The 21,967-nt window shown below is 38.6% G+C and carries 18 protein-coding genes; 11 read left to right on the top strand and 7 right to left on the bottom strand.

Translation table 11 applies throughout. The features are described from left to right. Positions 1–12: 12 nt before the first annotated feature. The 3 genes from EZ444_RS00490 (at position 13) to EZ444_RS00480 (ending at position 2,457) form a co-directional block, all read left to right on the top strand. A complete protein-coding gene (locus tag EZ444_RS00490) occupies positions 13–771 on the top strand; it encodes a hypothetical protein (RefSeq protein WP_131606163.1) in 759 nt (252 codons plus the stop codon). A gap of 466 nt (positions 772–1,237) precedes the next feature. Further along, positions 1,238–1,771 carry a hypothetical protein gene (locus EZ444_RS00485; protein WP_131606161.1) on the top strand — a complete coding sequence of 178 codons (534 nt, stop codon included), beginning with the start codon at positions 1,238–1,240 and terminating at the stop codon, positions 1,769–1,771. A 35-nt stretch (positions 1,772–1,806) separates the two neighbouring features. After that, entirely contained in the window at positions 1,807–2,457 is a 651-nt protein-coding gene (locus EZ444_RS00480; RefSeq protein WP_131606159.1) for a DUF3885 domain-containing protein, read from the top strand. A gap of 40 nt (positions 2,458–2,497) precedes the next feature. Here the strand turns inward: EZ444_RS00480 and EZ444_RS00475 are convergent, their stop codons facing one another. Continuing rightward, a complete protein-coding gene (locus tag EZ444_RS00475; RefSeq protein WP_131606157.1) occupies positions 2,498–2,695 on the bottom strand; it encodes a hypothetical protein in 198 nt (65 codons plus the stop codon). A 524-nt stretch (positions 2,696–3,219) separates the two neighbouring features. Here EZ444_RS00475 and EZ444_RS00470 point away from each other — a divergent pair. The 4 genes from EZ444_RS00470 to EZ444_RS00455 are packed head-to-tail and all read left to right on the top strand — an operon-like array spanning position 3,220 to position 10,394. Continuing rightward, on the top strand, positions 3,220–6,162 hold the full coding sequence (locus EZ444_RS00470; protein WP_131606155.1) for a hypothetical protein: 2,943 nt from the start codon (positions 3,220–3,222) through the stop codon (positions 6,160–6,162). A gap of 7 nt (positions 6,163–6,169) precedes the next feature. Then, complete coding sequence (locus EZ444_RS00465) at positions 6,170–6,427, top strand: DUF5977 domain-containing protein (RefSeq protein ID WP_131606153.1); 258 nt, start codon at positions 6,170–6,172, stop codon at positions 6,425–6,427. After that, entirely contained in the window at positions 6,424–9,891 is a 3,468-nt protein-coding gene (locus tag EZ444_RS00460; protein ID WP_131606151.1) for a DUF6443 domain-containing protein, read from the top strand. The genes EZ444_RS00465 and EZ444_RS00460 overlap by 4 nt, the downstream gene beginning before the upstream one ends. Before the next feature lie 2 nt (positions 9,892–9,893). Further along, positions 9,894–10,394, top strand: a complete 501-nt coding sequence (locus EZ444_RS00455; protein WP_131606149.1) for a hypothetical protein — start codon at positions 9,894–9,896, stop codon at positions 10,392–10,394. 177 nt (positions 10,395–10,571) lie between these two features. Here EZ444_RS00455 and EZ444_RS00450 read toward each other — a convergent pair whose 3' ends face one another. The 3 genes from EZ444_RS00450 to EZ444_RS00440 form a co-directional block, all read right to left on the bottom strand. Beyond that, complete coding sequence (locus tag EZ444_RS00450) at positions 10,572–10,799, bottom strand: XRE family transcriptional regulator (RefSeq protein WP_131606147.1); 228 nt, start codon at positions 10,797–10,799, stop codon at positions 10,572–10,574. A gap of 219 nt (positions 10,800–11,018) precedes the next feature. Continuing rightward, positions 11,019–11,540: a hypothetical protein gene (locus EZ444_RS00445; RefSeq protein WP_131606145.1), complete on the bottom strand. Its 522-nt coding sequence runs from the start codon at positions 11,538–11,540 to the stop codon at positions 11,019–11,021. A 58-nt stretch (positions 11,541–11,598) separates the two neighbouring features. Beyond that, the gene (locus EZ444_RS00440; RefSeq protein WP_131606143.1) at positions 11,599–12,384 is read right to left on the bottom strand and encodes a helix-turn-helix domain-containing protein; all 786 of its coding nucleotides are present in this window, start codon (positions 12,382–12,384) and stop codon (positions 11,599–11,601) included. Positions 12,385–12,624: 240 nt separating this feature from the next. Between EZ444_RS00440 and EZ444_RS00430 the strand changes: the two genes are divergently transcribed. Further along, positions 12,625–13,272, top strand: coding sequence for a Pr6Pr family membrane protein (locus EZ444_RS00430; protein ID WP_131606141.1), 648 nt, complete (start codon positions 12,625–12,627; stop codon positions 13,270–13,272). 207 nt (positions 13,273–13,479) lie between these two features. Here EZ444_RS00430 and EZ444_RS00425 read toward each other — a convergent pair whose 3' ends face one another. From EZ444_RS00425 to EZ444_RS00415, 3 genes are all read right to left on the bottom strand, one after another. Beyond that, positions 13,480–13,914, bottom strand: a complete 435-nt coding sequence (locus tag EZ444_RS00425) for a VOC family protein (protein WP_205945182.1) — start codon at positions 13,912–13,914, stop codon at positions 13,480–13,482. Positions 13,915–13,987: 73 nt separating this feature from the next. Continuing rightward, positions 13,988–14,560 (bottom strand): Crp/Fnr family transcriptional regulator, encoded by a 573-nt coding sequence (locus tag EZ444_RS00420; RefSeq protein WP_131606139.1) that lies wholly within the window; start codon positions 14,558–14,560, stop codon positions 13,988–13,990. A 48-nt stretch (positions 14,561–14,608) separates the two neighbouring features. Beyond that, positions 14,609–15,199, bottom strand: coding sequence for an RNA polymerase sigma factor (locus EZ444_RS00415; RefSeq protein ID WP_131606137.1), 591 nt, complete (start codon positions 15,197–15,199; stop codon positions 14,609–14,611). 429 nt (positions 15,200–15,628) lie between these two features. Here EZ444_RS00415 and EZ444_RS00410 point away from each other — a divergent pair, with 429 nt between their 5' ends. The 3 genes from EZ444_RS00410 to EZ444_RS00400 all read left to right on the top strand — a co-directional run bounded on the left by EZ444_RS00410 (position 15,629) and on the right by EZ444_RS00400 (position 21,957). Next, the gene (locus tag EZ444_RS00410) at positions 15,629–16,768 is read left to right on the top strand and encodes a FecR family protein (protein WP_131606135.1); all 1,140 of its coding nucleotides are present in this window, start codon (positions 15,629–15,631) and stop codon (positions 16,766–16,768) included. A gap of 137 nt (positions 16,769–16,905) precedes the next feature. Continuing rightward, positions 16,906–20,295 carry a TonB-dependent receptor gene (locus EZ444_RS00405; RefSeq protein WP_131606133.1) on the top strand — a complete coding sequence of 1,130 codons (3,390 nt, stop codon included), beginning with the start codon at positions 16,906–16,908 and terminating at the stop codon, positions 20,293–20,295. A gap of 12 nt (positions 20,296–20,307) precedes the next feature. Continuing rightward, on the top strand, positions 20,308–21,957 hold the full coding sequence (locus EZ444_RS00400) for a RagB/SusD family nutrient uptake outer membrane protein (protein ID WP_131606131.1): 1,650 nt from the start codon (positions 20,308–20,310) through the stop codon (positions 21,955–21,957). The last annotated feature ends 10 nt before the right edge of the window (positions 21,958–21,967 follow it).

Below are 21,967 nucleotides of genomic sequence, written 5' to 3'. Positions count from 1 at the left end.
AAAAGATAAAATATGAAACAAAAATATAATATGGTAATGGTGTTGATGCTTATGCTGAGCCTGGCCATGCAATCATGTGAAAGGGACGGGCAATTGGCAGTTCTTCCCATTGATAAATTGAGTCCCATCGAATTTAAAGGTTTCGTTATGGGCGATACACTGGAACAGTATTTCGATGGTGTCAAGCTGCGTGAATTTCAGGGCTGGGCAAGATTTAACGGTAATATTGCTTTTAACAGTGAGGCCCCGGTCAAAATGGAACTGAGAAAAAAGAGTACGGGCGAAGTGCTCCTAACCCAAAATATCGAGCGCAACAGGACCGAGAAGCCTATTACCTTTTTTTACGACGGGAAAAAATTGAGTGAGAAATATGAATATCCTGCAGCGATTGCAGATATAGAACAGATTGCCTTTTATTTTGATTTTCCGGCAGATATGCCTGTGGACGTTGCATACGGGGATGGTTCGGACGTCAATTCCGTAGTATATCTGGCCAGAAACGTTAAACCGGGAGAGTGGACAGCGTTTATTCAGGTGCCACCACTGGAAGGGGAGATGTACGTTTTATTGCTCAAAGCCGGAAAGAAAGAATACCTGATAGACAATGATGTGAATTATAGTGTTATGTCGGCTGGTATCGTTCTGCCCAATAAATATGGCTATAAGGGAGGTGGGGTACAAAGCTGGTATGTGGGAACAAGAATGGATCTGAACACAAATAAATCAGTCCTCGATCCTCAGAGTAACCTTGTGGCAATTTTTCCCCGCTAAGGGTGTTCTGCTGTCTTGCGTTACGGCTTCAGAAATTAAAAAAACGAATAGATCAATTAATAACTGCAGCGGTTACTAAGTAAATAAGAAAGCGGGAATGATCTCCGACCATTCCCGCTTCATCTAAATTAACGCTCTCGTATATAAAGACGTTAATCCTGGCTAAATATTGTGTTACCAAATAAATAATAAAAATTTGCTATTCAATATGCTCGATAACTAGAATACTTTGTTTAGTTTCAAGGAGCCAGGCATATAAAGCTTTAGCTTTAAGTGGTTTTTAATTTTTAAAGATATACCTTTAAAACCTGTTATCTGGCCGGAGAGTTTTGTTCAAAATATCTAACTGCTTTATGTGCTGCAGGTAAATAATTGAACGATTCGAGAAGGATAAAACTATTGTCAAACCACTTATTCAGTCGCCACTATTATGCTAATCAAGATTTCAAGACAAGACTGTTTAAAGATGTATCCAAACTTCCCTGTAAAGGTCTATGATGCTGAAAAAGACAATGACATTTATTTCTACCCTGAAGCCTACTCTTATGATATATTAACTGTTGCCCGCAATACTTTTAGAGGGCGTATCACAATGTTGGGGGTTGAAATTTCAAAAATTGTTAAAAAGGCAGGTTGTAATAGTTTAATATTCCTTGGCGATGACGATATCCCATGGCTCTGTCGAGACAGTGATTATAAACCTGCAAAACAAGCATTAGATTATTTATCGGAAAATAAAGTGGGGAGGAAATTTAATGGTGCCTTAGGGATTGACAGGTTACAAATACCTGTTTTTGTTAGACATTTGGCTTGGCTAACCAGATGTAATACTGTATTGCCTTATGTGTATTTTACGGATCCTGAACATAATATTATTGGTCGCATTTGTCAATATGGTAATCTACACATAAGTATTCTCAATATAAAAACTGCACAGATTCTTCAGGCCTATTTTGAAAATAGTAAATTGGAGAGATTGAACGCTGAACATTGTACTTAACTCTTCTATCAAATTTGAACAATCAATTATAATTAATGCATCCACTAAAAAAAGAAGTCAGTGACTTTATGAGTGCTCATTTTAATAATTCAAAGATCAGATCTCCATTATTCTTTAATTCGAGATATGGCTTGAGGTTTGATTTGCAGTGTGGCGAAATTGGTACTGATGAATATTTTCATACGGCAGTATTAGGAGCTCAGCAGCTATTCGAGGAAGCTTTTAGTGAAAAAGATAGTGTAATGTTATATCTGGTTGATTTTAAGTGGAAAAGAAGAAAGCTTAGGTTCTCAAATTACTGTTTTAAACAGATAGAGAGATTGACTGAAGATGAAATTGAATATCATATAGTAAGAGGGTTATATGAATCAGAGAATAATTTAGATATTAGAAATGTCGCATTGATCAAGGTTTTAAGAAATAGTATCAACCATATTGGTGTCTTCACAGCAATAGCAAATAAAGACTTTTCTAGGCAACCTGGACTCGATAAATATGGGTTTTTAGGTAGTAAGGAAGTTTATTTTATTAATCTTGATAAGCAAATCATCTTTCATATGTATGATGATAGGGGCTTAGATATTATAGCGAGTAACATTGAAGTTTTAAAATCGGTGTATTTTAAGTTTAATCATTTGCTACTTGAAGTTAATCGCAATGAAATTGACAAAAATTTCAGTCACTAACGAAAAATGGCCCCAAATTTCAAATCTGCCTCGGGGTTGTTCATTTGATCTTTTTTAAACGCATTTCGAAGTTTTTTATCCACGTGTTTCCTTTATCAGTGGATATTTCGCTGATTTCGTACCAATCGCCATTATCTATAGCGAGGGTATACTTTACCATGAATTTGGGATTATCCATACTCCAGGTATAACCTCCATTATCCTTTACTTCCGGCGTAGCGTCGGTCATATAGCCCATTCATGTCATTGGAGTGAACCTATACTGCTTTTTGAAGACATCATAAGTTAAGTAGGCCAATGCATCATGGATTGGCTTTTTACTTTCTTTATCATTACCATTTCCTTCAATCATTAAAACGCCTACCGGGAAAAAATGGCCGCACCTTTTCGAGTTCAGGTGATGTCTAAGAAGTAGAGCATAACTTTCATTTTATTTTCATGCCCATCTGTATAAAATTCTTTAGTGAAAATACTTGGTTATGAGTTTCCAATGTTCATTTTTTTTGCCCCGAGGTTTCAGCTATAAATATTTATCCGGGTATGTTTAATCAAAGAAAGTTGCATTTAATTGATCTCGGAAGGCTTTTATAGTTAAAAACCTTATTTCAAAAATTTTATTAGAAAAATAACAAAGGGCAGGTTGGTTGCCCTTTGTTATTTTATAATTGATCTGTAGTATTTAGTTTGACTGAAAAGACAGCTGCTTTGTGCAGTCATCCCTAACTATTAAACGATAAATACACCTAAACCAACACTTTATCTATGAAATTATCACTCTTGATGGTGATTTTGTTTACTATGATTCTTAATGAATCTTTGTGTCAAACTGCATCATTTCCTTCTCCACTTCCACGAAGTCCTGAGGCTTATTCTTTTTTTAAGTATGGTAATATCCAAGCTTCTGGGTACTCGGGCGCCATTAATTTAGATATTCCTCTCTATACCATTAAATATTATGGTTTCGAATTTCCTATTCATTTAACTAGTGGTGGCCAATCTCTTAAAGTGGATGAGCTTTCCTCATGGGTTGGGCTAAATTGGAGTTTGGTTTCCAATTGTTATGTAGAGGAGGTGATTCAAGGAGCTCCTGATGGAATATCCTATCCGAAAAACAGCAAACCTTTATATGATAAGCTAGTAGATCCAAGCGTTATTTCCGCTGGATGGCCTTTTTTGGTGGTAAAGCCTCAATATCCGGGGTTTATTAATCCAGTGCTTGCCCATATGGTTCAAGAGTGGTGTACATCTCCCTACTATATGCCTAATTTATCAAATTTAACATACCCTGAGCTAACGGTAGGTTTGGAGGAAATTGCGGAAGGAAAATTATTTCAACCAGATCTATTTCATTTCAATATACTTGGCAATAGTGGATCTTTTTATAAAAATCCATTTACTGATAAGATTGAAATTATTAAAGGTGACCCAGCAATTAGAATTAATGAAGTGTTATATGGGTGGGAATTCACATTGCCAAATGGAGTTATTTTTGAGTTGAAGGTTGCCGATTATCTGGTGAAAACCCTATCTGTTGCTGGAACTGGTGAAAAGAAAACATGGAAACTTTCAAAAATTATTCTCGAGAATAAGAAAACTATTGATTTCATTTATACTGATAAAAATTATTCATTTAAGAAAGTTAACATAAGTTCTTCAATTAGGCATAAAAATAATTCAGATCTCAGCAATGATCTGCTAAATTGGCAGACCTATGTAGTAGGAACAAGGCCCGATCCTTTTAACATAATTAATTATCCTTTTATTGAATTTGATGATTATTATAACTCCGAAAATTACTTGAAAGAAATTCGATTTGGTTCAAATACAGTATATTTTAATTTGACTAGTGACCCAAAACCTTTGCTTGATAACATCATTATTAAAGATGAAGTTAATAATAGACAAATTGGAAGTTGGAAATTTACTTATGGTGAATTTAATAAGCATTTAGCAAGTAATTGGGGAGGTTCGGATGAACAAGTTTATAAAAAATATAAACTAATGGAATTGAAAAATCTATTAAACAATGGAAAGTATTTATTTGAATATATTGAAAATCTAGGTTTACCACATGTTTTCTCTAAAGCCAAAGATTATTGGGGTGGATTCAATGGAGAACCCAATCAAACTTTATTAGTTGATCAAAGGAAGGTGACTTCTTCTCCGTTAAATTATTTCGATAATCCTAGTATAATAGATGATTTTGTTTCAGATAGATATACTGCAATTAGAACATTTGATTCTTCATATGCCATCCAGGGTATGATAAAAAAAATAGTTTATCCAACAGGAGGATATTCAATTTTAGATTTTGAACCCAATCGTTTTACTTACCAAGGTGGATACATCAGAAATAAAGCTGAGTATATTTCTAATACAGGAAATTCCGATGAAAGTATTGGTGCAGGGTTTAGAATTAAAATGATGAGTAATTATAACCATGATAATGCCTTAATATCTAAACGAGAATTTATCTATGAAAAATATAGTGGTGTTTTACATAGTCCAATACATTTTTGGCAATACTTTACTCGAGCGGATGAAAACAATGGCTTTCATCACATTCTTTGGGCTCACTCAGATCCTTATTATCCAAATCCGTTAAATCGTGAAGGCATTGGTTATTCAAAAGTTAAAGAAGTTACACATGATGTTACATCTGGAAGAAAACATTGGATGGTAACAAAATATTTTAATAATCCTTTTACTAGTTTAGGTGACGAGAATTTTGTATTTGCCAGTCAACAGGATTATAGAAATGGACTGATATTATCTGAAAACTTATTTGATAATAATTCAGCTTGTGTTCAATCAAAAAAACATGATTATGAATTGGTAAGGGATACAACTTTTTTATCGATATATGGGGATAAAGAAATGTCTCATGAAGAAACAGGTCATGCATTCTATAAAATTTTTGTTTTACCAATTAAAACCAATTTATGGAAAAAATCAATTGTTAGAGATACACTGTTTTATGCAACTGGACAAATTATCAATAATACTATTTTTAATTATACTACAGACAAATTTAAAAATCTAAAAAATGAAATATTATCAACTTCAAATACATCTTTGAAGAAAACATACTTTTATCCCAACGAAATATATTCGAGTATAAATTCAGAAATGGTTTTAGATAATTTTGTATCAATACCGATAAAGTCAAATTGGGTTTATGAAGATAATCCCTCAGAAGAGATTTACGTTGAAAAGTTAGAATTTCAAAAATGGCATTCAAAATTCTTTAAATTAAGAAAAGTAGAAGCAAAAGGTATAAATAATTTAAAAGATAGTATTATAAATTATGATGAGTTTGGGAATCCATTGGAAGTTAAAAAAGACAACTCTCCAGCAGTAGTATATGTATGGGGTTATAGTGGCCAATATCCAATTGCACAAATAGTGAATGCTTCATATAATGAAGTTTTAGGAATTCTAGGGCAATCAACAATTGATCAATTAAACCAACCCATAGTTAATGAAGAATTGCTGGTTCAGTCTATGAATTTGCTAAGAAATCATTCCTTGTTGAAAAAATCAAATATAACAAGTTACACATATTTTCCTTCAGTTGGAATTGCGAGTAAAACCGATGAAAAAGGACTATCTGAATATTATATATATGATGATTCAGGAAGATTGTTAATGATTCAGGACAACAATCACAATATCGTTAAAACATTTCGCTACAATTTTAAATGAGAAGAGGTTGGTTGCAATTTATTTTAAAATATTGCTCTTAGTTAATCTTTTAATAAAAATAAACCGTATAACAGGTCAGACTGGGTCTGCAGTTATTTATACTGTTCCTGGTGGAAAATACGTTTCAACAAAGTCCCAGGCTGATTATCCTTCCAATTCAGGGCCAAATGAAACATTTAATATTCCTGTTGGTGGGTATAGTTCCATCGAGATGTCAGTTAGTCCAAATGGTACATATGATGATTATTTAAATTTAATATCATGAAAAATAAAGTAGCTAATGCTCCAGGATGGGCATTTATGGTAATTGCGTTTTGTCTACAGCTAGTGAATTTGAGCCTAAAAGGTCAGGACAAGTACTTGAATAGCTATAACAACGAAACGGAAATTAAAGCAAGCGGTAGCATTACATTGGCTAACGGCTTTTATATTCCCGCAGGAAGGAGTGTGCGGATTTTTACCAGTGCAAGCTTTAAACTGTGTGCTCCATTTGCTGGTGCACCGAGTAGCAGTCAAAACTATGTGAGTACCCGGGTTTTTAAAGTTCCTGGCGTAAACAATTCAAATATTAATGATGCCAAGGATATCTGCGATGTCAGTCAGACGGTTCAGTATTTTGATGGATTGGGTCGAGCCATTCAAACTGTAATTACCCAAGGTAGTCCGGATTTCCGTGATATTGTACAGCCTGTGGCTTACGATGGTTTTGGCCGGGAAGCCATTAAATATCTGCCCTATCCAGAATCCCCTGGTAGTAATGGGAGTTATAGAAACTCGGCGATCAGCACCCAGCAGATTTTCTTCAACAACCCGTTAAGCGGAGTCACTGCTATACCAAATACGGCATTTTCAGAAACCCGTTTTGAAGCTTCACCATTCAACCGCGTATTGGAACAGGGGGCGCCCGGGTTAAACTGGCAGCTGAGTAATGGCCATACCCAGAAAATGGAGTACGGAACCAATGATGCCGGAGATGTAAAATTGTGGCGTGTGGTGCCTGACGGTGCAAACGGGACAGAAACTTATGCGGCAGGGAGATTGCATAAAAATACCAGCAAAGATGAAAACTGGAAACCAGCAAATGGTAAAGCTGGAACTGTAGACGAATATAAAGATCTGGAAGGTCGTGTCGTTTTAAAAAGGGTGTGGGAAACGGATAACAAAAGCCTGAGTACGTATTATGTGTATGATAATCTTGGTAATCTGAATTATGTATTGCCACCGGCCGTCAATCAGTTTACAGATCGTCTGGATAACCCCGTCAATAGTTTTACAGAAGCTGATGAGGTGTTTAAGCAGTTCATTTATGGCTATCATTATGACGGGCGCAAACGTTTAACCGAGAAAAAAATCCCTGGAAAGGGCTGGGACTTTATGGTTTATAATCCATTGGATCAAATCGTATTTAGTCAGGATGCCAACCAGAAAGAACAACATACCTGGTTGTTTAGTAAATACGATGCTTCTGGCCGGGTGGTGATGACCGGCCTGTATGGAGATGCTGCAGACCGGACCACACTTCAGGCTGCAGTAAATGCACAAACCGATCCGGGGCAGCTGGCATTAAACAAACCTCTATGGGAAACTCGAGATAATGCCAATGCGAATGGACTGGGAACGGGGTACAGTAACGAGACACTTCCGGTTTCAAATGTCCAGACTTATCATAGCATCAATTATTATGATGATTATGATTTTTACAATAATACTTTTGGACAGCCAGTATTACCACAGGTTGGGGGCAACCGCACGAAAACCTCATTGACCGGAACACGAACGACTACGCTGGGTACGGGTATCATGCTACTGGCAGTTAATTACTATGATGAAGAGGGAAGGGTAGTTCAGATCAAAGTCAGTAACCATCTGGGGGGAACGGATATCACCGATAATACCTACAGTTTTGCAGGAGAGCTTACAGCCAGTACACTTACACACAAGGCTAGCCCTGGCGGTACAGCCACCACTATTGTCAACCGTTACGAGTATGATCATGTGGGCAGAAAAGTGGCGACTATGGAATCCATTAATGGAGAAGGTGAAGTCGTATTGAGCAAACTGGATTACAATGCACTTGGGCAACTGCTAACCAAACACTTACATAGCACCGATGGACAGACCTTTTTGCAGCATACGGGTTATTTATATAATGAACGGGGCTGGTTAAAAGAAAGCCAGTCGAATGAGTTTAAAATGCGGCTGGGTTACGACCAAGGTACTATACCGCAATATAATGGCAACATTGCCAGTCAGCAATGGGGTGACGGCTATCAAAATGTATATACTTATAGTTATGACCACTTAAACCGTTTGCAAAGTGGGGTAAGCACCGGGGTATCGATGAGCGAGGTTTTAACTTACGATGTAATGGGGAATATTAGAACACTCGACCGGGATAACCTAGGTGCGGGAACTTACAATTATCTGGGCAATAGGTTACAAAATATCATTAATGGCCCATTGGCTACTGCGGCTTATATTTATGATCCGAACGGTAATGTGATTACAGATGGAAGAAAGGAGGTTTCCTTGACCTACAATTATTTGAATCTTCCAGCAACAGCTACAAAAGCAAATTTAAACTTATCCTATACCTATGATGCATCCGGAAATAAACTGACAAAAACAAACAACGGTGTAGCTCGTCATTATCTACGCGGAATAGAATACGATGGAAGCCGGATTGACATCATTCATACCGAAGAGGGCATAGCCCGGAACAAATCAGGTAGTTTTAGTTATGAATATAATTTAACGGATCATTTGGGGAATACCCGCTATAGTTTTGATGTTTACAATGGAGGCTTACGTAGAATACAAGAACAGGATTATTATGCTTTTGGAAAGATAAGAGATGGACAGTATGTTTTTGGTGAAAAAAATAAATATCTTTATAACGGCAAGGAGTTGCAAGAAGAGCTGGGACAGCTCGATTATGGCGCAAGGTTCTATGATCCTGTGATTGGGAGGTGGAACGTCATAGACCCGCTCGCTGAACAAATGAGGAGGCATTCTCCATATAGCTATGCATTCAATAATCCAATCAGATTTATTGATCCAGATGGGATGAAACCGGTGGATGATTATTTTTTTGACCAATTCGGTGATTTTCAAAGAATTGATAGAAATAACAAACGGGATAAATTAGTAGTTGAAAATTCTGAGACTGGAAAGAGACAATCATATGATTTTGCAGACCCTGATGACACCAAGGGTATTGAGAATGGAACGATTAATAAAGTTACTTTTGTTAGTGCTGATAAAATCACAGAGATGCTAGGTAATGCAGGGGCTCTAAGTTCAGGAAATCGAGATAGTAAGTGGAGTTTCATGAACAAGGAAAGTAAAGGTGGCGGTGCTTTAGATTTTTCATATTCTACTATTCCAGCTGAATTTCAAAAAGCAGGGGCTAGTAATGATCCACTTAGTAAACCAGCATCAACGCTTTTTATTCCTGAAGGTGATGGTTATGTGCATAACCAAATGAACTTTGGAAATTATTTATGGGGAGCTGCAGGTTATTCTTTGGGTTTTACTAAAATGGTGCTTAAGACAGCGGCTCATTATAATAGTATAGCTAATTCATCCACAAACGGCTATCGTCCGCAATTCGACTCTGCAGACGATCAATTGTCTATAGGCCGAGGAGTAAATTTCTCGTTGAGACAATTGTTAAGATACCGTACATTATCATCTGACGGCAAATTATCGCCTGTTACAATTAAATGAAAATGAAAAAAATAATAAGAGTAATATTGCCTTTGCTTGTTCTGGCAATTTCACAACAGTCTTGCAATGGGCAAGGTGTAGATAGTATTATTAAAAAATATGATGATACTGATTTTAGTAGTTTAAAAGGTTTTTCAGTATATTTCAGAAGTGCGGGGCATGAAAATAATACCTCAATATATTTTGTGAATAGCTATGGGGGGGGATGTTCCCCTTATATAGTCGAGCTTAATGACCGCGACAAAATTATTGTTAACATAAACAATGACTTAGTTCTAAAAAGTTGTAGTAAAGACTATATGAGTAGAGAGAAAATAACACAAGTTCTTGTGGGATATGCTCAATATGATTTGTGTTTAGTACAGGTTGATAATGAAGGGAATGTCTATATAAACCCAGATAGGCCTGATCGGGCAACATTACTTCGGAAATCTAAGAGTTCCACTCCAAAAGACTTAGCCTTATTTGAACACTATAAAGGAAATTGGTATGTAAAGAAGTAGTTCCTTGTATTGTGAGTTTAGCTGATAGGCTGCATAAGTGTTTATGCAGCCTATTGTTTTTTTTATACCTGCAAGTTGTGTTTTTGGGCATCCGAAAACTACTTGTCTTTGTTTGAGGCGAAGCAGCAAAACCTGCGGAACTTGTTTTTCTGGATGCTGGTTATCTTAACCAACCGTTTAAAGAGCAAAAGCCTTTTTAGTTTTATTATAGGCCAGGTCCATATCGATCAGGTAATAAACCTTTTCCTTTTCCTCGTTGGGCAGGGCTTCAATATCTTCCATTCTGCGTATTAAGCTTTTATCCATGATGATATGATCAGATTGGCCGATCAGGTAATCCACGATAACATTCAGGGCGTTAGCAATCTTAGCGGCCACGGTAATGAAAAAACGATTATTGGCCATGACAGCTTCCTCAATGGCGTGTTTCGCATGACAGATGATTGTAATTACACCCTGTTTGTATTTTAGACCATTAGAAGAGGATACTGCACCATAAATTACTCACAGAATCACTCACTTATAGGATCGGAATTCGTACGGAAATTGTAACTCTTTAACATGCAAAAAGCCTGAGATCTTTTGATTTCAGGCTTTTCCTTGGTTTTGATACCATCTTGTTCATTAGATCTTTTTTAAACGCATTTCGAAGTTTTTTATCCATGTGATTCCTTTATCAGTGGATATTTCGCCGATTTCGTACCAATCGCCATTATCTATAGCGAGGGTGTACTTTACCATGAACCTGGGATTATCCATACTCCAGGTATAACCTCCATTATCCTTTACTTCCGGCGTAGTGTCGGTTATATAGCCCATACCTGTCATTGCAGTGAACCTATACTGCTTTTTGATGACATCATAAGTTAAGTAGGCCAATGCATCATGGATTGGCTTTTTACTTTCTTTATCATTACCATTTCCTTCAATCATTAAAACGCCTCCGTCAAATTTAGGAGTTACCAGTTCGGTCTGATCGAAAAAGTGCTTTTTTCCGTCCTGCAAAATCATCCAGCCTTCACCTTTCCATTTGCCGGCGAAGATTTGTAATCCTTTCATTTTTTCCTGTTGAATAGCAGCAGGGTTCTGTCCGAAAACAGTTAACGCACAAAAAGTAATTAGGGTGCTTAATAATACCTTGATCATATTGTTTTTTTATGAAGGTAGAAAAATGAAGAAAATAAAATAGTGTAAAAAAACGACATTATACGATTTGTTGGTGGTCTATCAGATCGATGTATTTAAAAAAATCTTCTAGTTTATACTGAGCAATATTCCGGAATGATTTATAAAAATGTGAAAGGTCTGTATAATCATGATCAACGATCATTTCATTTTGATTCTGTTGCTTAAAATATAGCTGAAGAATTGCATGCCTTAATTTTTTAATCTGGGAAAATTGCTTGATACTCATCCCTGTTTCCCGTTTAAATACTCTTTGTAATTGCCTTACACTTAAACAGGCTAGATCGGCCAGTTCGATAATAGAAGTCTTACCCCGGTCTGAAACGATCCTGTTTGTAACCAGATTAATCCGTTCATGGGGCTGATAACCGATTTCTCCCTTCCAGTCTAATAATGCAGCATTCAGGAGTTCCTGGATATCCATCTCTGCCGAAATTTGTCCAATAAGGTCTTTTTGCCAGCTGTGCCAGTCGGGTGGGGGATAAAGCAAACGTTGATTTAACAGCTCCTCTACCGGTGCAGCGCACAGCCATTTAGAGTGTCCTGGTTTTAACCTGATACCTGCATATATTGCATCTGGAAAGACATCCACCGTGAATTTCGATGTTGAGGTCCCTTTAAATACAATGAGTTCTTGATTGATCGCCAGGAGTTTGATGAAAACCAGTTCGCAGCAGCCATGGGGTAAAACAATATGTGGTATTGGTTTAGTGGATTCAGATTGACAGGCAGGAATAATAAACTTCCAGTAGCATTCAACATTATCCTGAAGAGCGGGTGCAGGTAGGTATTCTTTATAGATCATGAAATTTCAGCGTGTAATCCAATTCTGTTTCCTTCGGTATCCATAATTACGGCAATAAATCCTGGCTGAATTTGCATTTTAGGTGCAAACAATAGGTTTTTGTTATGCCTCTGGCAACTTGTAAGTTCGTAACTTTTTTACTAAATTTCTACTGGGTTTCCTGTTCTGTTTTCTTTTTGGCATAACGTAAACCAAAAACGTTAGCGGAAAGCATTTGACAACACTATTCTCAAAACTAATATGAAAAAAAAACAAATAAAAGCAAAGCAACCTTTTTTAATAATTGGTGCGACAATAACATGGTTCGCTGTAGCACTTCAATTATATCTTATTATTCTTAATAGAGTAGAATCAGTGTCAGAAACCATCATTAGGTTTTTTAGTTTTTATACTATCCTTACCAATATTCTTGTAGCTTTATGTCTTACTGTTCTTTTGTTGAAACCGAATTCCCGCTGGGGCATTTTTTTTTCACGACCAAGTGTGTTAACCGCTACTACAATTAACATTACCGTTGTAGGACTGTTATACAATTTAATATTGCGACAAATGTGGTCCCCTGAAGGGTCTCAACGAGTCGCAGATGAACTACTCCATGTAGTTATTCCATTACTGTTTATTTTGTATTGGTATTTATTTGCGCCCAAAAGCGGATTGGGATGGAAAAATGCTTTTCCCTGGCTGCTGTATCCTTTGGTTTATGCTATTTTCGTTTTATTTCGTGGTGCATTATCTGGATTTTATCCTTATCCATTTATTGATGTAAATACCCTTGGATATAATAAAGTGCTTTTAAACTGTATTGGTTTATTTATTGGATTTTTCTTACTATCACAATTATTTATTGCAATTACAAAAGCGATAAGTCGAAGGAACACTAATACTTGAAGAACCTTTTGTATGATTTTATTTAGTGTTTTGGTTTAAAAAGGTACTGAGGGTAGCTGTTCTTGCGCCGACTTCGGTTCGTCTATCCTTCGTCTTGGTTCGAGAAAATCCGAAAATTATTTTACCCTATTCTATTCCCTAGTTATCCTAAGTAATTGTGTTTTTGAATTACTAACGTTACTGAATTGGATAATCTTATATGGTTAGTTATTTTTCAGCGTGTAATCCAATTCTGTTTCCTTCGGAGTCCATAATTACGGCAATAAATCCTGGGGGAATTTGCATTTTAGGTGCAATAATCTTTCCACCTGCCTGCTCTACTTTGTCAAGGACTGTTTGAATACTTGGACTTGCATTGATATAAATTAATGTGCCTTGCGATGAGGGGCTATTCCTTTCTGATTTCGATAATACACCAGTAACCCTCCCTGAGGTTGCCTGGATTACATTTGGATTATACGGAAAGAAAACGCTTTCATCATTTCCATCTGTTCTCTTAATCATTTCAATATCTAAAATGGTTTCGTAGAAAACTTTTGCCCTTTCAATGTCGGATACAGGAATCTCAAACCATGTCAGGATGTTGGTTTCCTCGTCAATTTTTCTTAATAGTTGTTTGCTTGTCTCCATGTCTTTTAACATTTGCTTATTTATTTTTGTTCTTTACGAAGGTCAAAAATATGTATGAGCTAATCCTGTGACAATCGTCACAAAATTATACAGCGGTTCTTCGTTTTCGTATCCTGCTTAATGTTTCCCTTGCTACGCCAAGAAATGATGCTAATTGTGAAAGTGAAACTCTTTGCACCATGTCGGGATGGTTGACTTCTAAGTAGTTTAAGCGTTCCTGAGCTGAATAGAGTTTGAACAAGGTTGAAAATTCTTCTTGTTTTGATGCGAATAGACGTATGCAATTGCGTCCTAATGCTTCTATTTCGTTTGTTTGTTTTGCAGCTTCAAATAATTTCTGTTTGTCAAATATTATGGCTGTTAATGGTTCACAAGCAATGATATTAAATTCTGATTTTTCTCCGCTACCAAAGCTGTTGATGTTTGTTGCGATGTCATTCTCAAAGAAGAACGCTGTGTTTTTCTTTACTCCGTCAATTTCATAATAACTTTTACAGTATCCCGAGTCAATATAAAATAAAGAATTGCAGATCTGTCCTTCATGTAGTAAAAATTCATTCTTCTTATACTGTTTTTTTGATAATGCAGGTTGCAGCAATTCCCAACTTTCCTCAGAAAATAGAGTTAGCGAATGAATATATTTTAAAAGATTGTCCATTTATAATCAGGGAAGAGAAAGGTAATTTATATAAATAATTGGGAGTAATTATTTTAAAATAACAGCAAGCAGCAATGTTAGTGCAATGTTTTTGATGTTATGCTGTAGATATTTTTGAGCGATACATATTTGGTTTTCTACCGTTCGTTGGGATATGGAGAGTCTTTCGGCTATCTCGACATTGCTAAGGTTTGTTATCCTACTTAAAAGGAAAATTTCGCGGCAACGCTTAGGCAGGTTAAGTAAAGCATGCTCTATATCCACCTGTAGGTTAAGATATCGGATTTTTTCTTCGCCCTCATTTTGCACCAATATTTCGGAAACAGGGAGTTGGTCGTAATTTTCCACATAAGACAAACGCATCTTTTTCTTAGCCTTTAGTACCTTATAGGTATGATAGCGAGCGCTGGTAGTCAGGTAATTTTTGAATGAGCTAATACTCAGCGTATCTTTCTTTCTCCAGATATTCAAAAAAGTATCGTTGGCAATTTCAGCCGCCGCTTCCGTATCATTTAAAAAAGAAAAAGCCGTAGTATATACTGCCTGCCAGTAACGATCGAAAAGCAATTCGAAAGCAGGGACGCTTCCAAACTTTATGGCTTCCCATAGTTCATCATCGGGGGTATTTCTGTCAAGCATATATTTGGTAAGGCTAATTTAACAATAAATCAATCAAATTTTTGATTCAGCCTCGCCTGTCCTAATCTAGCTTAATGTTGTTCGCCCGGGCTGATGGATACGAGCCCACCTACTTTACACATGAATTGAATACTTTTAAAGGGGATTTGTTGCTTTTAATGCATGGATAAAAGGTTAGTCATTATTTACACTGCCAAAAAAAATGAGACAAATCGACAAGAAATTGAACAATTTGTGCGTCTACAACTTGAGGTTTAAACTGTTTCACGAGACTCATAGGATCGCAAAACCGACGTTTCTTTTGCACATCTCATTAATTAATATGCAAAAAAAATATGAATAGTATGTGAGTTTGGCATTAAAAAAAGTCTCTATACTTTTAATTAAGCCGTTACAGCCGAGCACTGTACCAATTATATTAAAATATTTATGACCAAAGAGCAATTTATAGCACTTTTCGAGAAATGCGCGTCGGGATATTGTACCGCTGAAGAATTGACCCAGCTGGAAAACTACCATGACGATTTCGAGCTGACTGTTAAACAATGGTCGGTAGGAATGGGCACTTCCGACGAAGTTAGGCAGCAGATGCTTAAAAAACTACGGTCGCAAATATCGGCTGAAGGGAAAAAGCGCCGCAGTAATTTCCACTATTGGGTTGCAGCCGCATTTGTACTTGTATTCCTTGCCGCCGGTACATGGTTTTGGCTGAATAAAAAAGATCAGCATCAAATAGTTCAGTCTGTTTCGATCAACACAAAAATAACACCCGGCCGTAACCGGGCCGTTTTAACGCTCGCCAATGGTAAAAAATTAGATCTTGACGATACCCAAACTGGAATTATATCCAGGGAAGGGGCATCAATAGTAAGCAAATCTGCTGATGGCAAATTGGCATATGGAAACAATACAGATCCATCAGATCAAAATGCAGTTATTTATAATACTATAGAAACACCCCGGGGTGGTCAATATCAACTTACGTTGGCCGATGGCACAGCGGTATGGCTCAATGCTGGTTCATCACTAAAATATCCTACTACCTTCAGCGGTAAAGAAAGAAAAGTGGAATTAACCGGTGAGGCTTATTTTCAGGTTGCGAAGAACAAGGAGCCTTTTAGCGTAGCGCTCAAGGGAATGAAAGTAGAGGTTTTAGGGACTCATTTCAATATAATGGCTTACAATGATGAAAATACCATCGAAACAACCTTGCTTGAGGGCTCGGTAAAGTTAAGTAAAGATGGCAGCAGCACTATGCTGATGCCGAACCAGCAGGGCGTTTTAAACAACGGCGCATCAAATTTTCGGGTTCATGCAGTAAATGCAGAAAATGTAATCGCCTGGAAAAATGGTTTTTTCAAATTTGATAACGAGAATATCGAAACCATTATGCGTAAGGTAGCGCGCTGGTATGATGTAGATATCAGCTATAAAGGCAATCTGAAAAGTCAAAACTTCGGGGGTACGGTACCAAGGTTTAAGGACATTTCGCAACTGTTAACCACACTTGAATTAACCGGTACCATTCATTTTAAAATCGAAGGAAGGAGGGTAATCGTGATGCCGTAGTGCTACAAATTCCGATGAGAGTTGCTGAAATAAAAAAACCGGAAGCGTTGACAGCGCCGCCGGTTTTAGCCAATTAGGCTTTTGAGCAACTTATTATAATCCTTGAAACGATCAACTATAAATTAACCCATAACCAAATGTATAAATTTTTCCATGCATTTTCATGCAGGTCTGGATCCTGTATGTTATCAAAAATCGGTCTGGTAGTGAAACTTACGATCCCATTTTTATTAGCTGCTATTTTGCAGGTTAACGCGGCAAGTTATGGCCAGCAGGTCAGCATATCTGTGAACAATACGTCATTGTCCCGGGTTTTTGAATTACTTCATCATCAAACCGGCTATACTTTCCTGTACAATTCAGCGATGATTAGCGAAAGCGAGCCGGTAAGTATTTCCGTGAAAAAAGCAGAACTGAAAGATTTTCTCGATAAATGTTTTGCTGATCAACCCCTTACCTATACCCTTTATGAGAAGACAGTTGTGATCAAAAGAAAACCCCCTGTAGTCGCTAGCATTGTGGTAACAGGGACCATCAGGGATGCTAAGGGTGAAACTCTGCCCCGAGTTACCGTCAGGGTAAAGGGTACCTCAATCGGTACCAACAGTGATTCCAATGGTGCATATACTTTAAAGTTACCGGATGGCAACCAAACCCTCATTTTCTCGGCCATAGGGTATGAAACATTGGAGATAGCCGTTAACAACCGAACGCAGATAGATGTGACGTTAAAGGAAAAGGTATCTACAATGAATGATGTGGTAGTCGTGGGTTATGGTTCTCAGAAAAAGGCCGATGTGACGGGCTCAATTGCCTCAGTAAATGAAGAGGCGTTGAAAAGTGTGCCTGTGAGCAATTTAATTAGTGCGCTTCAAAGCCAGGCACCTGGCCTTGATATTCAAAAAAATGGCGGCAATAGCCACCCTGGGGCGAAGCCGTCTATATCCATTCGCGGACAGCGATCACTAGAGGGAGGAGCCAGTAATAATGTTCTCTATGTTGTAGACGGGATTCCTTTTAACGGAACTTATATCAACGATCTGAACCAGGATGATGTGGTGTCCGTTCAGATATTGAAAGATGCATCAGCAACTGCAATCTACGGCTCAAGAGGGGCGAACGGTGTGATCCTCATTACGACTCGACGCGGCAAAATGGGAGCGCCTGTGATATCTTACAGCAGCTATGCAGGAGTGATGAAAGCCCTGGGATATTACGACGTGATGGAGCCTGCGGATTATCAGATTTATAAAAAATGGGGAAACTACCATGCGAACAACCCGAATGTACTTAATGCGCCTAATCCCTACAACGGCATAGATGATCCAAAGTTTTACACTGATGGCATAACTTTTCTGCCAGCTGAGCTTGCCGGCTTACAGAACGGAACCAATACAAACTGGCAAAAACTGATCTTCAAGAATGGTTTCCGGACCAATCATCAGTTGGGCTTGTCGGGCGGTACAGAACAGACAAAGTATGCGATCTCGGCAGGTTATTTTGGCGAAACCGGTGTCTTTCCAGGTCTTTCTTTTCATCGCTTTAGTTTCAAGGTGAGTGTCGACCAGCAATTAGGAAAAATCTTTAAAGTAGGAATCAGCTCACTTAATTCAGTTAGCAGGACCAATGGTGAGGGGATAAATCCAGTATCTCAAGCTTTGCAATCCAGCCCCCTGACCGTTCCATACGATGCGGCAGGTAACCTGATTCCATTTCCTGGTGGTGGCTCTTTAATTTACAATCCGCTTGCCAATCTTGTTCCGGGTGCCGTGGTTCAGAACCGAACCCGTTACAACACCTTCACAACCGTGTATGCCGAAGCACAGTTCACACCTCATCTTAAATATAGGTTTAATGGTGGCGTGGAACTGACACCTGAGACTTACGGGGACTTCTATGGCAGTACCACTTTCCAAAATTTAAGCGGCCCGTCAACAGCCAGGAACAGTAATTATGATTATCGGAATTTTACCCTGGAAAACCTTATTGTTTACGAGAATACATTTGCCGAAAACCACCATGTTACTGGCACCGGACTTTTCAGTTACCAGCAGGATAACAAATATAGTACGACCCTAACCTATAACAGCATTCTGGCTGATGATGTACAATATTACAATCCGGAACTGGGATCTAATTTTAAGGGAACAGGCGAATACTCCAAATTCTCCATTGTTTCTTTCATGGGCCGCCTTAACTATGACTACAACAGTAAGTACCTGCTTACGCTGACGATGCGATCTGACGGTTCATCTACGCTGGCTCCCGGAAATAAATATCATTTGTTTCCTTCCGCGGCAGTTGGCTGGAATATTTCCGAAGAAAATTTTATGAAACAGATCCATGCTGTATCTAGCTTGAAACTTCGTGTTGGGTACGGCATTGTTGGTAATGCAGCGGTTAGCCCTTATCAAACGCTGGGCGGTCTCAAGATAATTAATTACAATTACGGAACAACTAACGTAACCGGTACCTATCCCAATAATGTACCCAATCCGAAGCTAGGTTGGGAGTACACTGCATCATTGAACCTTGGTGTGGATTTCGGTTTGTTCAAAGACCGGATAACCGGTACAGTGGATGTTTATCATCAAAAGACACATGATTTAATACTTCCTCAAAACCTCCCGATCACCACTGGCTATACCTCACAGTTCCTGGCCAACGTAGGCAAAACGGAAAACAAAGGTTTGGAAATTTCGATAAATTCGGTAAATGTTAGGGCAAAGTCAAGGAAAGATTTTGGTTGGACCACCAATTTCAATATGACATTAAACCGCAATAAGATTATCGCATTACAAGATGGTGTTACCGAAGATGTTGGCAATAACAGATTTGTCGGATCGCCAATAAACTCACTGTATAATTACCAGCGGGTAGGTATCTGGCAAAATACAAAAGTCGACTCAACTGAAGCCAAGCGCCTTAATCTGACCATGACTGGAGCAGCCTCTGTAATTGGTACCATCAGGGTGGCGGACCTAAATGGAGATGGTGTGATCAACGCTAACGACCGTACCATTTTGGGTACAAGGCAGCCTGATTTCCTGGGCGGCTTTACCAACCGCTTCAGTTACCGGGGCATTGATCTGGCAGTTGTCGGATCTTACCGCGTAGGAGGAACACAAATAGCCACCTGGTTACAGCCCGCGAGTAATGTCAACGCACTTAACGGTAAGGCTAACAACTTAAGGGTCGAGTATTGGACGCCATCAAATAACGCAAACAAATATCCAAAACCTAATTTTAATGTGGGATCACCTGCTTATGGGGATTTATTGGGTTACTATGATGCGTCCTATCTTAAAATCCGGACAATCAGTTTGGGTTATACATTCCCGCAGTTAATCGCATCGAAGATCAAGGCAAAATCTTTGAGAGTGCATGCCTCATTGAACGATGCAATCATCTTATTTTCTCCATTGCACAACCGGTTTAGTGGTGCTGATCCTGAATCGGAAGGTACGCTTACAGTCGACACGCCCCCGGTTAAATCACTATTGTTTGGTTTGAATGTTTCATTTTAATTGAGAATACACATGAGGTCATTTCTATATCGCATTTTGGCGATCACGTCAATAGCCATCGTCATTTCCGGTTGCAATAAGCAATTGATTGAAGATCCAAAATCATCACTTACACCACAATACTTTAATACCGCACAAGGTTTTCAATCTGGGCTTGATGCTGCGTACGCAGGCAACCGTAATTTATGGGGATCAGAAAACCTGATGACCATGACCGTACCCGGAACAGATGAGTTTAGATCCGGAGGGGGCGGAAACTCCAACTTTAACGTTTACTCAAGCAGTTATGACGCCAGCAGCGGATTTTTATCCGGTGTCTGGAATCCATGTTATACCTTCATCAATACCTGCAACGGCATCATTGATAATGGCTTAACGGTGACTGGCCTTGACGCCAACACCGTTAAGCAGAAAGTAGCAGAAGCCAAATTTCTCCGTGCCAATTACTACTTCTTGCTGGTTAGATTTTTCGGACCTGTAACCCTGAACAAAAATTTTATCAGCGAACCCAGCACCAGTGCGACTAGAGCGCCAATTGCGGAGGTTTATAATTTCATTGTGCAGGATTTGAAGGATGCGATTGCCGCTCTTCCTCCAAGTCCGACCCTGAACGGCGTGTTGCCAGGTAAGGCGACCGCGGCTGCGGCGTCGCATCTGTTGGCGAAAGTCTATTTGACCAGAGCTTATTCATCTGCCAAACAAGCAGACGATTTTCAGAATGCTTACAATACCGCAAAAGCGCTAATTGATAACATAGGGACTTTAAACCTTGGTTTGTTGCCTGATTTTGGTTCCGTTTTTGCAGAAGGCAATGAGGCCAGCCGGGAGGTCCTTTGGAGCGTTCAACATACCTCAAACCTGACTTATAACGCTATTAGCAATGAATTGAATTTTCATTACGTAATGGGTTATGAAAATTATCCTGGCCTCGTTCGCTCTATGGCTTATGGCCGGCCATATGGCCGTGTTCAATTGACCAGCTGGCTTGGAACTGTTTGCTTTGCTGACAAAACAAACGATACGAGGTACTACAAAACCTTTCAGTCTGTCTGGTTATCTAACTCGGCTGATAAAATTCCAAAGGTCAATGGAGTACCTAAATATGCCTTGGGTGATACGGCTATTTATATGCCTGGGGTAGATGTGACGAATGCTAAGGTCAATGCAAGCCGCTACTTATTGGTTCCTCCGCGCAATTATACCTTGCAGTTGTATCCAACAATGACTAAATATCAGGATACAAAGCGGGCTGGCATTAACGATCCCTCGATTAGACCGATTATCGTCTATCGTTTGGCGGAAACCTATCTGCTGGCTGCAGAAGCTGCCGTTAATCTGAATGACAATATCAATGCCGCAAAATATATCAATGTTGTGAGAGCACGCGCAGCTTATCCCAGTGGTGACGCCGCTGCAATGACCATCACAGCAGCACAGGTTACGCTTGACTATATTCTGGATGAGCGGGCTCGCGAGTTGTGCGGAGAGCAAACACGCTGGCTAGATCTCGTAAGAACAAACAAACTCGTCGAGCGCGTGAAACTGTACAACCCTGATGCCGGGCCTAACATCCAGGAAAAGCATACTTTAAGGCCGATACCGCAAAGTCAAATCGACCGGATTATTACAGGTGATAAATACCCGCAAAATAAAGACTTTTAATTGATACCCA

It is taken from the genome of Pedobacter hiemivivus, from assembly GCF_004331685.1.
GTDB classification, from domain to species: Bacteria; Bacteroidota; Bacteroidia; order Sphingobacteriales; family Sphingobacteriaceae; genus Pedobacter; species Pedobacter hiemivivus.
Note: the sequence above shows the minus strand (reverse complement) of the source record. Positions and strands in the feature narration are given on the sequence as shown.

Excerpts from the sequence above, each read along its gene's own strand:
- EZ444_RS00485 (WP_131606161.1), top strand. The coding sequence starts at position 1,238 with ATGTATCCAAACTTCCCTGTAAAGGTCTATGATGCTGAAAAAGACAAT.
- EZ444_RS00415 (WP_131606137.1), bottom strand. The coding sequence starts at position 15,199 with ATGCTTGACAGAAATACCCCCGATGATGAACTATGGGAAGCCATAAAG.
- EZ444_RS00430 (WP_131606141.1), top strand. The coding sequence starts at position 12,625 with ATGAAAAAAAAACAAATAAAAGCAAAGCAACCTTTTTTAATAATTGGT.
- EZ444_RS00470 (WP_131606155.1), top strand. The coding sequence starts at position 3,220 with ATGAAATTATCACTCTTGATGGTGATTTTGTTTACTATGATTCTTAAT.
- EZ444_RS00445 (WP_131606145.1), bottom strand. The coding sequence starts at position 11,540 with ATGATCAAGGTATTATTAAGCACCCTAATTACTTTTTGTGCGTTAACT.
- EZ444_RS00480 (WP_131606159.1), top strand. The coding sequence starts at position 1,807 with ATGCATCCACTAAAAAAAGAAGTCAGTGACTTTATGAGTGCTCATTTT.
- EZ444_RS00455 (WP_131606149.1), top strand. The coding sequence starts at position 9,894 with ATGAAAAAAATAATAAGAGTAATATTGCCTTTGCTTGTTCTGGCAATT.
- EZ444_RS00475 (WP_131606157.1), bottom strand. The coding sequence starts at position 2,695 with ATGGGCTATATGACCGACGCTACGCCGGAAGTAAAGGATAATGGAGGT.
- EZ444_RS00440 (WP_131606143.1), bottom strand. The coding sequence starts at position 12,384 with ATGATCTATAAAGAATACCTACCTGCACCCGCTCTTCAGGATAATGTT.
- EZ444_RS00460 (WP_131606151.1), top strand. The coding sequence starts at position 6,424 with ATGAAAAATAAAGTAGCTAATGCTCCAGGATGGGCATTTATGGTAATT.
- EZ444_RS00490 (WP_131606163.1), top strand. The coding sequence starts at position 13 with ATGAAACAAAAATATAATATGGTAATGGTGTTGATGCTTATGCTGAGC.
- EZ444_RS00400 (WP_131606131.1), top strand. The coding sequence starts at position 20,308 with ATGAGGTCATTTCTATATCGCATTTTGGCGATCACGTCAATAGCCATC.
- EZ444_RS00450 (WP_131606147.1), bottom strand. The coding sequence starts at position 10,799 with ATGGCCAATAATCGTTTTTTCATTACCGTGGCCGCTAAGATTGCTAAC.
- EZ444_RS00420 (WP_131606139.1), bottom strand. The coding sequence starts at position 14,560 with ATGGACAATCTTTTAAAATATATTCATTCGCTAACTCTATTTTCTGAG.
- EZ444_RS00425 (WP_205945182.1), bottom strand. The coding sequence starts at position 13,914 with ATGTTAAAAGACATGGAGACAAGCAAACAACTATTAAGAAAAATTGAC.
- EZ444_RS00405 (WP_131606133.1), top strand. The coding sequence starts at position 16,906 with ATGTATAAATTTTTCCATGCATTTTCATGCAGGTCTGGATCCTGTATG.
- EZ444_RS00410 (WP_131606135.1), top strand. The coding sequence starts at position 15,629 with ATGACCAAAGAGCAATTTATAGCACTTTTCGAGAAATGCGCGTCGGGA.